Below are 12095 nucleotides of genomic sequence, written 5' to 3' on the forward strand. Positions count from 1 at the left end.
CGAGGCATTGCGGCGATCCAGCCAGGTGAGGGCCGCACCCCAGCTCTGGGCGATCTGCTCGAGCGCAGCGCGCAGCGCCTGGCCATCAGCGACCGGTGTGATCAGTGCCTCAAAGCGGGCCATGGCTGCATCTGTTCCCCGCCACTTTGGCGGGGAGTGGCGGCACTAATGCAGATCGCAAGGCCATCGCCATCAGTTGATAAGTGCCGTGGCTCCCAGCTGGTTGATTGCACCAAACAAGGCCAGCAGAAGCCGCTTTCGTTGCGGCAGGCTGAACCCATGCCCTGGACGCCATACGCCGACTGGATTTTCACGGTGGTGAGCACCGGCAGCATCCTGCTGATTGTTTGGCTGGTGCTGCGGCCCAGGCCGTGAGAGCAGAAGAGCGCTCGCGTTCACGATGGTGGCCCCACCCTTGAAATGGCCGCTCCCCCCAACAGCGCCAGAAGCAGGTTGAGGGTGGAATCAAAGCCGCTCTGCAGTTGCTCCAGCGTGCCGGGGCAAATCTGGCCGACCGGACGGCCAGCCATGGATCGTTGGCCGCAGATTCCCGCTGCCACGCCGTAGATGAGCAGCTGGGCGCCGATCACCACCGCCAGGGTCTTCAAGACAAAGCGCTCACGATCAAACGCTGGCCGTGGTGGCGGCAGTGGTGTGGGCGGCTGCGGTGCTTCTGCCATGGCCAGCTGCTCAGGGATGGCAGGTGAGCAGCCAGCCGGTGCCTGGACCATCGGCTTCCCAGCGGGGGCGCCAGTTTTTCCAGCTGTAGTGCTGGCCGGCGCCATTGGTGTTGGCGGTGTACCCACCTGCCACTAGGTCGGCCTCGCCGTTGGGGTCGTTGTGGATGGCGACCGACTCGGTGAAACCGATCACCACGCTCCAGTGGCCGCCGCCTGAGGGTGCTGACACCGGGCCGTGATGCAGCCAGCCCACCGCCACCGGCCGGCCCAGGTTGATCTGCTGCTCCAGAGCTGCTCGATCACCATTGGTCGCGAAGTTGGCCGTAAGCCCCAGGGACCGCAAGGCCGATAGCTGGGCCTCTGCACTTGTGCTGTCGCCGTATTTGGCGCGGATGGCGTTGTACCCGTCGTCGGAGCCGACCTTGCCCCAGAAGCGGGCGAGCATGGCGCAGCTGCTGGAGAAGCACTCCCGGTAGCCAGTGCCAGAAGCGTTGTCGTTCTGGTTCTCCCAGGCCACCGCCAGGGGATTGGCATGGGCCGGGGCCTCAGGAGCTGGCGGCGCCGACGAGAAGGTTTGCCGCCAGGTTGCGGCCTCGGTGAGGACCGCCGGGTCAGCAGTGATCACGGCGAGCCGCAACTGCTCGATCCCCTCGAGCTGCTGGGGCTGGGCTTTCCAGGCATCCCAGAACTGCTGCCAGCGCTCAGAAGTGAAAGGCACCTGGGCCGCGGGAGTGGCAGACGGAGTTGCGGACATGAACAGCAGAGCAGACATCTGCTGTTGCCGCCGCGGCTGCAATCAGCCCCACCTGCACCGCCACGGCATGGTCTGACCTGTTGATCTGCCTAGAGTTCAACCTCCATCCCATTGCTGCCATGGGAGTCCTGCTGCTGGTCGTCGGTTTTGCCTGGTGCGGCAGTTGCCTACTCAAGGCTTTGCTCGCGTCCAGTCAGCCAGTGACCAGGGCTGCTCTGCCTGCCAGCAAGACGCGCCAGATCGATGGGGTGACAATTGAGAACGTCGCCCAGAAGCTTTCGGCCGACGCCGATTCCCTATCAGCGATTGAGCGGTTGGCGATTGATCGGGCACTGCTGCTCAGTGACGCCATCAACCAATCCTTCTTGGTGCTGGATCAGTGCCGCGATCTCGATGGACGCATTGCCCAGCTGGGGATGATCCGCGACAACCTCCAGCAGCTGCGCGAGCTCTGCAAGCAGAACACCTGCCTGACGGTGAACCTCGGCCAGATCCAGAGTGAATTCGAACGGCGGATCCGTAGCGGCCTGCCGCCCCAGCTCACCAACAGTTGAGCCAGCCGCCATCGGCCCAGCTCGGCAATAGCCCCTGACCTCCTTGGGGCTGCGCCCCCTGTGCCATGGGCCTCACCCTGATCGAGGCAGCCAAATACGAAAACCGGCTCGAGCACCTCGCTGTGCTCAAGACGTTTTCAGAGGGCGAACTGCTCGCCCGGCTGCCGTTCATGAACATCGCCGGCAGCGGCCTGTTCTATTCCGCTGAACAGGAGCTGCCATCTGTGGGCTTCCGCGCCGTCAATGAGGGCTACACCCAGAGCTATGGCGTGGTGGACCAGCGCGCAGAAGCGGTGCACCTCTTTGGCGGTGACGTGGATGTGGACCGCTCGATTGTTGACCTGATGGGCCCTGAGGCCCGCGCCAGCCAGATCGAGATGAAGGTGCGCTCCATGCGGCTCACCTTGGAGGCAACGGTGATCAACGGCGACACCAGCGCCAACCCCAGGGCATTTGACGGGCTGAGCAAGCGGCTGCAGCCAGGCGATGCGATGGCAATCGACAACGCCGGCAGTGGCAGCAGCACTGCTCCAGGTGCACCGCTTGATTTTGATCGCCTCGATGAGCTGATCGATTCGGTGAATGCCTACGGCGGCAGCAAGGTGCTGGTGATGAGCAAGGCGATGCGCCGTCAGCTCAATGCCCTGGCCCGCGCCTCCATTGGCGGCGGGGTGTATCAGACCAGCACCAACTCCTTTGGGATGACGGTGCACCGCTACCAGGACTGCGACCTTGTCACGGTCGACCGCGATGCCCAGGGCATTGAGGTGATGGGATACGACGAGGCGGGCGGCACCAGCTCGATTTACTGCTGCACCTTTGGTGACCAGGGCGTCACCGGCCTGCAGGGCCCCTTCCAGGGCCGCTATGGAATTTCGGTGCGGGATCTGGGCGAGGTGCCTGATGCCCCGGTGTTTCGCACCCGCGTCGATTGGTACGTGGGCTTTGCCGTACTGCAGAGCCGCGCTGCTGGCCGCCTCTTCAACATCACCCCTGCTAACTGAGCCATGAACGGCAATCCCTTGCTTGATGCGGAGACCACCCTGGTGGGCTGGACCAACCGCAGCGCCATACGCAGCCACGAGCGCACCTTCCTCTCTGGAGAAGAGGTGCTGCTCACCACCAAACTCGATGCGGCGTCACGCTTCTCGGTGGTGGCAAATAATCCTGGCTCTGCTGCTGCAGTTGAGATCCAGGTTTCCTTTGCCCCAGTGCTGCGCGATGGCACGATTGGCAGCTGGGTAGTTGCAGCCACCGTGGCACTGCCAGCAGAAGGCGGGCGGGTGGAGGCCTTCATCAGTGGACGTGACATCCAGCTCAATGCTGCTGATTTAGCCGATGTGGACCTGCCGGCGGTCTGCTTTGCCAAAGCGGAGGTGAGCCCCGAGACCCCAGAGGGGATGCACGTGGGCCTTACCGCCACCATTGCGGCTTGATGGCCATGACAGCTACGCCAAGTGCACCTAGCAGCGTTACCCCTGTGCGCCATGACCTGGGTGATCCGGCCATTCCTGAGGGGATGGTGCGGATTAGTGCTGGAGCAGAGCATCGCTTTATTTGGCCGGTGCACCTAGGCGGCTGGCAAAGCCTGGGCTGGCAGCTGCAACCTGCTGCCGATCTGTCAGCACCTGAACCCAGGCTGCCGGAGCCGCTATTGCCTGAACCCAGGTTGGCGGAGCTGGAACTGGAACCAGATCCAGACCCATACCCAAATCCAGACCCAGATTCAGGCCCAGAAGAGGTGGCGGGCCAGGGCCCGGACGCACAACACTCCCAGCCAGAGGTCGTTGACGCGCCGCCGTCTGGCGCAACTGACGCTGCGACGCCGCTGCCAGAGGCCACTGACTTTCAGGCGTTGACCAAGGCCCAGATCATTGAGCACTGCTCAACTATCCACGGGGTGGAGCTCGACGGCAGCCAGACCAAGGCCGAACTGGTTGAGCAGGCAAGGGCCCTGGAAAGCCAGCGCGCGCAGTTGATCTGCCCGCCGCTGCCCGATGGGCTGGTGGATGACCCGCTGATCTGAGTGGCATTCCCAGCCCCACATCCCCAAACCTGCAGTGATTGCAGGCTGGGTAAACTGAGTGCACAGACCTGCTGCCTGGCCAGGCCATGTCCGCCAGCACGCGTGAGTTGATCATCCGCATCCGTGAGCACGCCCCCCAGATGCGGGAATCATTTGGCGTGCGCAGGCTTCGGCTGTTCGGATCTTGGGCACGGGGCTCAGCCAGGCCTGACAGTGATGTCGATGTGCTGGTGGAGTTCGAAACACCTGCCAGTGCGCGGCGCTTTTTTGGTTTGCAGTTCTTCTTGGAAGATCTGCTCGGTAGCCCGGTTGACCTTGTGAGCGACAAGGCTCTGCGGCCGGAACTGCGCTCCGCGGTGGAAGCCGATGCCATCACCGTCTGAGCGGCGCTCCCAGAGGGACTGGCTGCTCTACCTGGACGACATGGAGGAATTTGCCTCCCGGGCCATCGGCTACTGCGCTGATCTCAGCCAGGATGAGTTCGAGGCCAATCGCCTTGTCCAAGACGCTGTGCTGCGCAATATCGAACTGATTGGAGAAGCCGCCACACGGATTCCGCAGGCCATGCGCGATGCCAATCCCTCGATTGCCTGGCGACAGATCGTGGCCATGCGCAACCAATTGATCCATGGCTATCTAGGAATTGACCTGGACATCGTCTGGGATGTGGTGACGGTCGAGCTTCCGGCATTGCTTGTGCAATGCGCCCAGTTGCGCATCGATCGGCAATAGGTGTGGGCCAGGGGGCCAATCCCGCAGCCCCCATGCCTCCCCCATGACCTCCTTGTTGCGCACCCCGGCGATCAGCAGCAGCGGCATCAGCGCCCAGCTGGTCCGCCTGTTGCCGCCTCTGGGGTGTCCGGGCCAGCCGGTTTGGGTGCCGCCCAATGAGGTGCTGCGCTGGGAGCAGCTGGGCTTCTACCGCGCCCCCATACCGGCAGCGGTACTGGAGCTGGCCTGGCAGCCCGCTGCCGCTACAACCGCAGCTACAGCTACGGCGGCTATCGCTGATCCAGCAGGCACCATTGCGGTGGAGCTACTGCTCAATACGCGCCACACCCCGCCCGCTGCGGTGACGGTGGACTGGGGCGACGGCACGACCCAAACACTGCCCTGGCCCGACGGTGGGGACGCCAATGGCCGGCTGCTCCATGGCTATGCCAGCCGCAGGGATTACACGATCCGGGTTGCGCTCAGCGGCAATGGCATTACGGCGTCCTTGCTGCTCAGCCTGGCGGGCTGCCCGATCTGGCAGCCCGAACCCACCCAACCACCCCCAACAGGTGGAGGAGGCAGCCGCTGGTTCAACGGTGATGGCCCACCCGGGACCATCACCGCAGCGGCCCCCGGTGACTACTACCTCGATGGGATCAGCGGCGCCTTCTACGTGCTGGAGAACTGAGCGATGGGCTGGAACAAGACACAGAACATCCGCGGACCGTCAGCCGCTTCTGCTGACGCCGGCAACATCACCGGTGCCGGCAGCGACGGCCTGCTCTACACCCCTGCTGCCTGGTTGCTGATAGCTGATCTCACCTTGCATGTCGCCACAACAGGGAGCGACACAACCGGTGATGGCAGCCAGGCCGCTCCCTGGGCCACCCCCCATCGGGCCATGGCCTTCCTCAGAGGGGTGCTGCCGGCCGATGGCGTCTTTGTCACCATCTCAATCGCCGATGGGGCATACACCTTCTCCAAGGAGCTGAATCTCAACCATCCCCAGGGAACGCAGATCAGCATCGAGGGCACCAGCACCAGCGGCACCCGGCCAACCGGCACGAGCCTCAATGGCGGTGGTGGCAAGGGCTATTCCACAACCACCGAATCCTTCAACGACGCAAAACTCAAGGCGTTTTACCGAACCCAATGGCAGTTCAACGGCTGTGACGGGTTGCGCTGTGACCTCGGTGGCGGTGTCACCGTTGACAAGCTTTTGATCCGCGGCAACGGCACGGCCTACACCGATGGGGTGCTGGCCGGTGGCAAGGACCCACTGCGCATCCAGCAGAGCCTCTTTATCGACAAAGCATCCACCGGCTCAATCAATCTGGGCCAGACAGTCGGGGTGCATAACTTCGGTGGGGTGGGGATCGCCACCGGCTATGGCGGCTCCATCTGCGCAGAAGCCGTAACGGTGACCAATACTAAAAGTGATGGCATCAGGACCTATTTCGGCGGTTCGATCCAGGCCTACCAGGCCACGATTTCCAATTGCAATGGCGATGGCATTGCCACCTGCCACGGCGGCTCGATCAACGCGATGGATGCGATGGCAGCCAATAACTTAAAAAATGGCATCATCTGCTTCTACGGCGGATCAATCCTGGCTAAAGGAGCAACGGCAGCAAACAATCTCCAGAGCGGTGTCATGATCAGACATGGGGGCACGATTTATGCCTCTGCTGCCAACGCATCTAGAAACGGGCAGAACGGATTCGCCACAAGTTATGGCGGCTCCATTTACGCCGGTGATCTGACAGCCGCCAGTAACCAGAAAAATGGCATCTATATCGGTTACGGCGGCAACATCCTGGCTAGCGCTGCCACCTTGACAGGCAATGGGGAGAGCGCTGCCAAAGCAGAAGGTGACGGCTTTCTGCGGCTTAATGGCGCGATCTATGACGGCATCTTCTCGCCGCCTGCCAACACGCTGGGCAACGGCAAGGCATACATCCAGACCATCTGATTGGCAGGATCTTCATCACCAACCCATCAGCTGCTGTGATGCAATACAGCGAAAGCCAGTGGCTACCGGCTGCCGCCAGCCAGCATCATGGCTCCGGTGCTGGGCAGCTCCAGCTATGGGCCAACCCCTCCTGATCGGCAATAGATCTGAGAATTCGCCGGGCCACTGGCCCGCTTGACCATGGCCTGGGCAGCTGCCGGCTCCCTCAAGGGACCACAGGGCATTGAGGGTTCACAGGGCATCGCTGGCCCAGCCGGCCCTGCTGGAGCCGATGGCCTCCAGGGCATTCAGGGCGAGCAGGGCATCGCCGGCCCGGAAGGCCCCCAGGGCATCCAGGGCATCGAGGGTGCGGCCGGCACCGGCATCAACTTCCGCGGCCAGGTCTCCACGGCCGCTGAGCTGCCGGCCAGTGCCGAGCAGGGTGATGCCTACATCGTTCAGGCCGACGACAGCCTGCAGGTGTGGGACGCGACCAGCAGCAGCTGGGTGAGTGGTGGCTCGATCCAGGGACCCCAGGGGATCACCGGTGCCCAGGGCAGCCAGGGCCTGCAGGGGGAGATCGGCCCAGCCGGTCCCCAGGGCCTCCAGGGAATCGATGGGCCGGCCGGCAGTGCGGGCGAGCGCGGCACCGGCTGGTTCAACGGCACGGGTGCTCCTGCAGCTGACATCCCAGGCGCGATTCCCGGTGATCTTTATCTGGACAACGCCACTGGCGATGTGTACACCCTGAGCTGAGCGGTGGCCTGGTCATTTGCTGGCAACCTGCAGGGCCCTGCTGGCCCGAGCGCAGTGTCGGCTGATGCCGGCAACAGCGCCAGGCTGGGCACTGACGCCAAGGTGTTTGTGCCGTCCTCCCTTTACGTCCTGCCCGTAGCGACAGCCAAGGTGTTGGGCGGCATCAAGGTGGGTGCTGGGCTGAGCATGACGGCCGATGGCGTGCTCAGTGCTGCGATGGCAACCACCTACGTCAATAAGGCTGGTGATGTGATGAACGGCCCGCTGCGCTGGGCAAATAGCGGCGGTGTTTCAACCTTCAATGGCCGTGACGTTTACCTGTACTACGACGGGACGTTTCTTCGGTGCCAGTTGCCGTCTTCTAAATCGGCCTGGCGTATTGAGAACAGCAGCGGCCAGGTGACCTTTGGCTCTTGTCCTGCAGCAGCTAACCCGCCGGTTGCGGCCACTGACCTGACCAACAAGGCCTATATCGACAAGCTCGTGAGCGCTATTTTAGATGAGCTGCTGGCTCTCAAAGCAGAGGTGGCAGCCCTCAAGGCTGCGAGCTGAGGGCTTGCTACTGGCTTGTTGTGCTCTCAGCAGATCGCTCCTGCGATCGCAACGCTCCGCCAAGGCATCAATGCGCTGCAATGTGCCGCAGGGAACCTGGCAGCAGGCACCAGTTCACGCGAGCTTGATCCCATCTCTGCTTTGAGTAGATGAGCTGGTCTGATCTGGAGCGGTTGGTGGCTGATGCAGAAACCAGCCCGGCGCTCCAGCAGGTCCTGCGCCAGTGCCATAGCCGCCAGGAGCTGCTACGCACCGCCCGCCAGCTGGGCTTCCGGCTCACCAGAGCTGACCTGCAAAACGCCTGGATGGAGCATCACAACGCAGCGGAAGTGCAAGGAGAGGACGGAGCTGCGCAATGGGCGGCCGGCGTTAGCTGAGCTGCCTGGCAGACCCCTTGCTGAGCGCAACTGCCGGAGGCTTTTGCTGAGACCTGCTTTAGGAGACCTCATCTAGGCAGTGACCTGTATCGCCTCCATTGTAAGAATACTCATCTAGGCCCAGCAAATCAAGCAGGCTTGGATCACCCTGGCTTTGAACAGCCTGCAGAGGTGCAAGTCGTGCTGCAGGAGGGTGTACAACTTGATTCAGCAAGCAATCTCACTCGAAGATTGAAAATCAAGCAACCTGGCAAGCAAAGCCCCTTGACTTTCAATCCTGCATGACGAGCCTAGCCTGAGTCGATCCATCGTTACCCTGCCAGAAGCAGAATCCAGGAGTGACGTCAACCACTGCCCCTGATGCGGCGCATGGTGTCGCATAGGACAACGCCTCATCGACCATCTTTACTGTCGATCGGTCAAAGATGTTTCGCTGAAACCAGTTCATCTGGCCGATGCACTGCTTGGCGTGTGACCGAAGACTCTCAACTGTATTGCAGCTTTCCATGACTATTTTGTGCTGATTCATCCTATTGGCTGCAGTTTCCATACGCTTGCCTGCATAAGAGGGCTGCTCGATGAGATCATGGTAGATCTGAAGCTGAGTAACCCGATTTCTTGCCGCTATCAGAGTCGCAAAGACTTGCATATCCTGAACTGCAGTATGACCATCTTCTCTAATCAAAGTTGCTGCTTTCTCGGCCCCGAGCCTTCCAGTAGCATCAAGCGTGGCTTCGACCCTTGACGAGAATTCATCAATCAGAATTTTGTTGCGCTCATAAATCGAGCCAACATCCTTTTCGGCTTCTGCAAGTCGACTTGTAGCCAGCTTATTTAGGTTGCCAGTGTGCTGATACTCATGCAAAAGGTCATCAAGCACATTTATGGACGTAACAAGCCTGCCCACGACCTCCGCTTCCTGTCTAAAGGAAAGTTTCTCAATCTGCCTGATCAGAACATCAAGCCTCATGTTGATCCGCTGAAGCTGAACAGTTCCTGCCACCGCATTGAGCAGCGACCAGGCAAGCGTGGGACCAACCGCAGGAGCCAACGATGTCGAGGGTTCAAAGCGAAGTTGCCCTGCGATCTGGCCTGAAGACGTGCTAACAACGGTGCCAAGTGTCCCCGTTGAGGTCTGCATCAAGGCATGAGTACCAGCATTAATCCCCCGAAGCAGGTCTGGAGTACCAATCACCTGAAAGAGGTTGCCTTTACTTAATGAAGCAGAAATAGCAGGAATACAGCGGCTGAAAAGATCAACAATCTCCGCGCTAATTGTACCCTTTGGAGATTCTTGTGGTCGCTGTCTCCATCGCTCTAGAATATTGGCGCTCCATTTCCTGCCGTAGGCAACCAATAGAGCACTGGGCTGACCATCTTGGCCAAGAAGTTGAATGTAGCGGGCGCCAGGTGGTGATGTCATAGCGTTTATCCAAAAATGAAAAGGAAAATGGCTAATGATTTAAATTTGTCCTGGCCAGCACACATTATGCTAGAGCCACGCCCAATGGCCATTCAGTTACAAGCATCAACCACTGCCAACTTTCGGCATTGCCGCGGACCAGAACTACGACTTTTCCTTCAGAGACCAAGCGCTGTGCGCACCGCAATGCGATTGGCCAGGGCATGAGTACCGCGTCTAGTTTGTGACTCGACCAAGACTCCAATGCATCATCATCGGCATTTGAAAGCACCAAAGCTTCAAGCTGACTGAGGATCGCCCACTGATTGGTAGGTGGACTGCCATCAGGCTCTGGCACATCAAGCAAGCGCAATGGCGAGTTGCTGTTCATGGGATTCAGCAGTTGAGGTACAAAGCGCAGCTGCCCTGGCGGTAGCGAGTGTTGTGCTGAAGACCGGGTGTGAAGCTGCCGCCATTTGGCTGCTGCTGGATCCGAGGTTGCTGGGGAGCACCGAAGTAGTCGCCGCTGCTCCAGCCGTTGCCGCGTTGCTGACGCTGCTGCTGCTGGCTGAGTCCATTTGAACCCCATTGGGCCGCAGCGGGCTCCACCAAGGCGGCTGTGGTGGCGACTGTGGTCGCGGCAACGGCAAGGAGGGTGAGAAAGACTTTCATTAATTTGACGGTCTTGATCCGCCAGGTGATGGACGCCAACCTCTCGTTCTGCATGAGCTGGAGTGATTCCAAAAGCAGGGACCTGCACTTTGCCCTTAGTCGCCCTATTGGGTGAATTGCTTGATTTTGGGAGCTCCTCATTGCTCTGGAATCATGCATAGGGTCCTGGAACGAGAGGACGTCGTACCACCCGCAGCCTGAGCTGCCACTACAATGACCACCACCAATCCTAATTATTCGACCCCTGATAATGAAGGCGTTATGCGCGTACTCGGTGCCTGTGCTGTTGCTGGCATAGGTCTTGTCGGCGGATCACTGATGCCCGCCGCATCACCTTTGATCATATTTAAAACTGGTCTTGCTGTGGCCCGTATCATCAACCATCGCTAAGCCTGTGGCTGATTTAAAAAATCCGCAGCTGCCTAGCTTTCTTAAGCGCAGGCAACGGTCGACTTCCGTTACAAGAAACACTGCAGATCCTTACGTGCGGCTTCTTAACAAGCTGGGTGGGGAATTGGGCTTCAGCAACCAAGAAACGGCACTGCGCTGGCTGTTGGAACAACTTGAATCCAGCGCCGACCTCCGCCGGCTGATTCTTGTCCTATTGCAGGAGGGTGAGTGCTAATCACAGGTCTTTAATTGGCCTCCAGTCACCCACAAGTTGCCAGGCTGCCCAGTAATAAGGGTGGTGCCATGCAGGAATAGGACCCTCTCTGAACTCTTTCTGAACGGCAGCTAGGGCATCACTGCGGCTCTCACCGGCTTTAAGCCGCTTGTAAAAGCTGGTCATGAATGCACTAGTGGCAGCGTCATCCACTTTCCACAATGACAGTAGTGTTGAGCGGGCCCCCGCTACCGTGAGCGAGCGCTGCAGGCCATAGACGCCTTGACCAGTTCGGATTACGCCCTGACCTGTGGAGCAAGCGGAAAGAACTACCAGTTCCGTTCCCTTGAGATTGAGTGATACGGCTTCCGCAGCTGTGAGATACCCATCATCTTCGGGATTACCTTCGGGCTGATTAGCGCCTGCAAGCACCAGCCCACTACGCAACTGCGGATCCTCTCTTCGCATGGCCTGCAGCTGAGACGCCTGCTCCTGAACCACACGCAGTGGATCTGTGGGTGCGGATTCCTGGTCAGATACAAAGAACCCATGAGTGGCGATATGGAGCACTCTTGGGCCCTGCGTACGCTTTACGGACGTGGTGGTTGCCGCAGGGCCACTGATGAGTTTGCTGTTTAGGAGCTGAGCTACCTGCAGACCCTCCCGCTCGGTCCCGAGAAGAGGTGTCCATTGACTGTAGCCAACCTCCACAGACCGGCGCCGCCCAAAAGGCAACGAAGCATCTGAAGGCGATAGTGATGTTTTTTGTGTGTTGGGGGTGCCGTAGCTGGGGTTTGCCATCACCACGGCCTGGCCACTGGAAGCAGCGGGTTGCTGCAGCCTCAAAAGTTCACGTCCAGTTGTGAGCAGACGTAGCTGCACAGCTTGGCCGAGTGGAGTGCTGGGTTGCTGGGGGGAGGGCAGAGCGGCAAAAGGAACCCGATTCAGTTCTCCATCAGGGGAGAGGAACCACTGTCGGCTGCCCTTCAACTGGGGTAGCAGTGGCCTGAAAACCTGGTCGCTCAACTGCCCCCAAATGGCTTCGGCGTCGAC

General features: G+C 60.2%; 18 protein-coding genes. 12 read left to right on the forward strand and 6 right to left on the reverse strand.

Annotated features, from left to right (window positions below):
- Nucleotides 1–395: 395 nt before the first annotated feature.
- Both KBZ15_RS08680 and KBZ15_RS08685 read right to left on the reverse strand, forming a co-directional pair.
- Entirely contained in the window at nucleotides 396–680 is a 285-nt protein-coding gene (locus KBZ15_RS08680; RefSeq protein WP_255014796.1) for a hypothetical protein, read from the reverse strand.
- Nucleotides 681–690: 10 nt separating this feature from the next.
- On the reverse strand, nucleotides 691–1452 hold the full coding sequence (locus tag KBZ15_RS08685; protein WP_255014797.1) for a C39 family peptidase: 762 nt from the start codon (nucleotides 1450–1452) through the stop codon (nucleotides 691–693).
- Between the two features lie 101 nt (nucleotides 1453–1553).
- Here KBZ15_RS08685 and KBZ15_RS08690 point away from each other — a divergent pair, with 101 nt between their 5' ends.
- The 11 genes from KBZ15_RS08690 to KBZ15_RS08740 all read left to right on the forward strand — a co-directional run bounded on the left by KBZ15_RS08690 (nucleotide 1554) and on the right by KBZ15_RS08740 (nucleotide 8364).
- Entirely contained in the window at nucleotides 1554–1988 is a 435-nt protein-coding gene (locus KBZ15_RS08690) for a hypothetical protein (protein ID WP_255014798.1), read from the forward strand.
- A 65-nt stretch (nucleotides 1989–2053) separates the two neighbouring features.
- Entirely contained in the window at nucleotides 2054–2992 is a 939-nt protein-coding gene (locus KBZ15_RS08695) for a major capsid protein (RefSeq protein WP_255014799.1), read from the forward strand.
- Nucleotides 2993–2995: 3 nt separating this feature from the next.
- A complete protein-coding gene (locus tag KBZ15_RS08700) occupies nucleotides 2996–3424 on the forward strand; it encodes a hypothetical protein (protein WP_255014800.1) in 429 nt (142 codons plus the stop codon).
- A gap of 5 nt (nucleotides 3425–3429) precedes the next feature.
- Complete coding sequence (locus KBZ15_RS08705) at nucleotides 3430–4014, forward strand: hypothetical protein (protein ID WP_255014801.1); 585 nt, start codon at nucleotides 3430–3432, stop codon at nucleotides 4012–4014.
- A gap of 86 nt (nucleotides 4015–4100) precedes the next feature.
- On the forward strand, nucleotides 4101–4397 hold the full coding sequence (locus tag KBZ15_RS08710; protein ID WP_255014802.1) for a nucleotidyltransferase family protein: 297 nt from the start codon (nucleotides 4101–4103) through the stop codon (nucleotides 4395–4397).
- Between the two features lie 40 nt (nucleotides 4398–4437).
- The gene (locus KBZ15_RS08715; protein ID WP_255014803.1) at nucleotides 4438–4746 is read left to right on the forward strand and encodes a DUF86 domain-containing protein; all 309 of its coding nucleotides are present in this window, start codon (nucleotides 4438–4440) and stop codon (nucleotides 4744–4746) included.
- Nucleotides 4747–4789: 43 nt separating this feature from the next.
- Entirely contained in the window at nucleotides 4790–5416 is a 627-nt protein-coding gene (locus KBZ15_RS08720) for a hypothetical protein (protein ID WP_255014804.1), read from the forward strand.
- Nucleotides 5417–5419: 3 nt separating this feature from the next.
- Complete coding sequence (locus KBZ15_RS08725; protein WP_255014805.1) at nucleotides 5420–6700, forward strand: right-handed parallel beta-helix repeat-containing protein; 1281 nt, start codon at nucleotides 5420–5422, stop codon at nucleotides 6698–6700.
- Between the two features lie 180 nt (nucleotides 6701–6880).
- Nucleotides 6881–7435 (forward strand): hypothetical protein, encoded by a 555-nt coding sequence (locus tag KBZ15_RS08730; RefSeq protein WP_255014813.1) that lies wholly within the window; start codon nucleotides 6881–6883, stop codon nucleotides 7433–7435.
- A 3-nt stretch (nucleotides 7436–7438) separates the two neighbouring features.
- Nucleotides 7439–7987: a hypothetical protein gene (locus tag KBZ15_RS08735; protein WP_255014806.1), complete on the forward strand. Its 549-nt coding sequence runs from the start codon at nucleotides 7439–7441 to the stop codon at nucleotides 7985–7987.
- Nucleotides 7988–8136: 149 nt separating this feature from the next.
- Nucleotides 8137–8364, forward strand: coding sequence for a Nif11-like leader peptide family natural product precursor (locus KBZ15_RS08740; protein ID WP_255014807.1), 228 nt, complete (start codon nucleotides 8137–8139; stop codon nucleotides 8362–8364).
- A gap of 271 nt (nucleotides 8365–8635) precedes the next feature.
- On the opposite strand, the gene KBZ15_RS08745 is transcribed toward KBZ15_RS08740, so the two are convergent.
- The 3 genes from KBZ15_RS08745 to KBZ15_RS08755 all read right to left on the reverse strand — a co-directional run bounded on the left by KBZ15_RS08745 (nucleotide 8636) and on the right by KBZ15_RS08755 (nucleotide 10438).
- Entirely contained in the window at nucleotides 8636–9787 is a 1152-nt protein-coding gene (locus tag KBZ15_RS08745; protein ID WP_255014808.1) for a hypothetical protein, read from the reverse strand.
- A gap of 64 nt (nucleotides 9788–9851) precedes the next feature.
- Nucleotides 9852–10157 (reverse strand): hypothetical protein, encoded by a 306-nt coding sequence (locus KBZ15_RS08750; RefSeq protein WP_255014809.1) that lies wholly within the window; start codon nucleotides 10155–10157, stop codon nucleotides 9852–9854.
- A 5-nt stretch (nucleotides 10158–10162) separates the two neighbouring features.
- Entirely contained in the window at nucleotides 10163–10438 is a 276-nt protein-coding gene (locus KBZ15_RS08755) for a hypothetical protein (RefSeq protein WP_255014810.1), read from the reverse strand.
- A 213-nt stretch (nucleotides 10439–10651) separates the two neighbouring features.
- Here KBZ15_RS08755 and KBZ15_RS08760 point away from each other — a divergent pair, with 213 nt between their 5' ends.
- Complete coding sequence (locus KBZ15_RS08760; protein WP_255014811.1) at nucleotides 10652–10828, forward strand: hypothetical protein; 177 nt, start codon at nucleotides 10652–10654, stop codon at nucleotides 10826–10828.
- A gap of 235 nt (nucleotides 10829–11063) precedes the next feature.
- Here the strand turns inward: KBZ15_RS08760 and KBZ15_RS08765 are convergent.
- Nucleotides 11064–12095, reverse strand: a 1032-nt coding sequence (locus tag KBZ15_RS08765) for a CHAT domain-containing protein (protein ID WP_255014812.1), incomplete at its 5' end; no start/stop codon positions are given.

It is taken from the genome of Cyanobium sp. BA20m-p-22 (genome assembly GCF_024346275.1).
GTDB lineage: Bacteria > Cyanobacteriota > Cyanobacteriia > PCC-6307 > Cyanobiaceae > Cyanobium_A.

What these genes read in the sequence shown, in the direction of transcription:
- KBZ15_RS08680 (WP_255014796.1), bottom strand. Translation starts at nt 680, where the DNA reads ATGGCAGAAGCACCGCAGCCGCCCACACCACTGCCGCCACCACGGCCA.
- KBZ15_RS08685 (WP_255014797.1), bottom strand. Translation starts at nt 1,452, where the DNA reads ATGTCTGCTCTGCTGTTCATGTCCGCAACTCCGTCTGCCACTCCCGCG.
- KBZ15_RS08690 (WP_255014798.1), top strand. Translation starts at nt 1,554, where the DNA reads ATGGGAGTCCTGCTGCTGGTCGTCGGTTTTGCCTGGTGCGGCAGTTGC.
- KBZ15_RS08695 (WP_255014799.1), top strand. Translation starts at nt 2,054, where the DNA reads ATGGGCCTCACCCTGATCGAGGCAGCCAAATACGAAAACCGGCTCGAG.
- KBZ15_RS08700 (WP_255014800.1), top strand. Translation starts at nt 2,996, where the DNA reads ATGAACGGCAATCCCTTGCTTGATGCGGAGACCACCCTGGTGGGCTGG.
- KBZ15_RS08705 (WP_255014801.1), top strand. Translation starts at nt 3,430, where the DNA reads ATGACAGCTACGCCAAGTGCACCTAGCAGCGTTACCCCTGTGCGCCAT.
- KBZ15_RS08710 (WP_255014802.1), top strand. Translation starts at nt 4,101, where the DNA reads ATGTCCGCCAGCACGCGTGAGTTGATCATCCGCATCCGTGAGCACGCC.
- KBZ15_RS08715 (WP_255014803.1), top strand. Translation starts at nt 4,438, where the DNA reads ATGGAGGAATTTGCCTCCCGGGCCATCGGCTACTGCGCTGATCTCAGC.
- KBZ15_RS08720 (WP_255014804.1), top strand. Translation starts at nt 4,790, where the DNA reads ATGACCTCCTTGTTGCGCACCCCGGCGATCAGCAGCAGCGGCATCAGC.
- KBZ15_RS08725 (WP_255014805.1), top strand. Translation starts at nt 5,420, where the DNA reads ATGGGCTGGAACAAGACACAGAACATCCGCGGACCGTCAGCCGCTTCT.
- KBZ15_RS08730 (WP_255014813.1), top strand. Translation starts at nt 6,881, where the DNA reads ATGGCCTGGGCAGCTGCCGGCTCCCTCAAGGGACCACAGGGCATTGAG.
- KBZ15_RS08740 (WP_255014807.1), top strand. Translation starts at nt 8,137, where the DNA reads ATGAGCTGGTCTGATCTGGAGCGGTTGGTGGCTGATGCAGAAACCAGC.
- KBZ15_RS08745 (WP_255014808.1), bottom strand. Translation starts at nt 9,787, where the DNA reads ATGACATCACCACCTGGCGCCCGCTACATTCAACTTCTTGGCCAAGAT.
- KBZ15_RS08750 (WP_255014809.1), bottom strand. Translation starts at nt 10,157, where the DNA reads ATGAACAGCAACTCGCCATTGCGCTTGCTTGATGTGCCAGAGCCTGAT.
- KBZ15_RS08755 (WP_255014810.1), bottom strand. Translation starts at nt 10,438, where the DNA reads ATGAAAGTCTTTCTCACCCTCCTTGCCGTTGCCGCGACCACAGTCGCC.
- KBZ15_RS08760 (WP_255014811.1), top strand. Translation starts at nt 10,652, where the DNA reads ATGACCACCACCAATCCTAATTATTCGACCCCTGATAATGAAGGCGTT.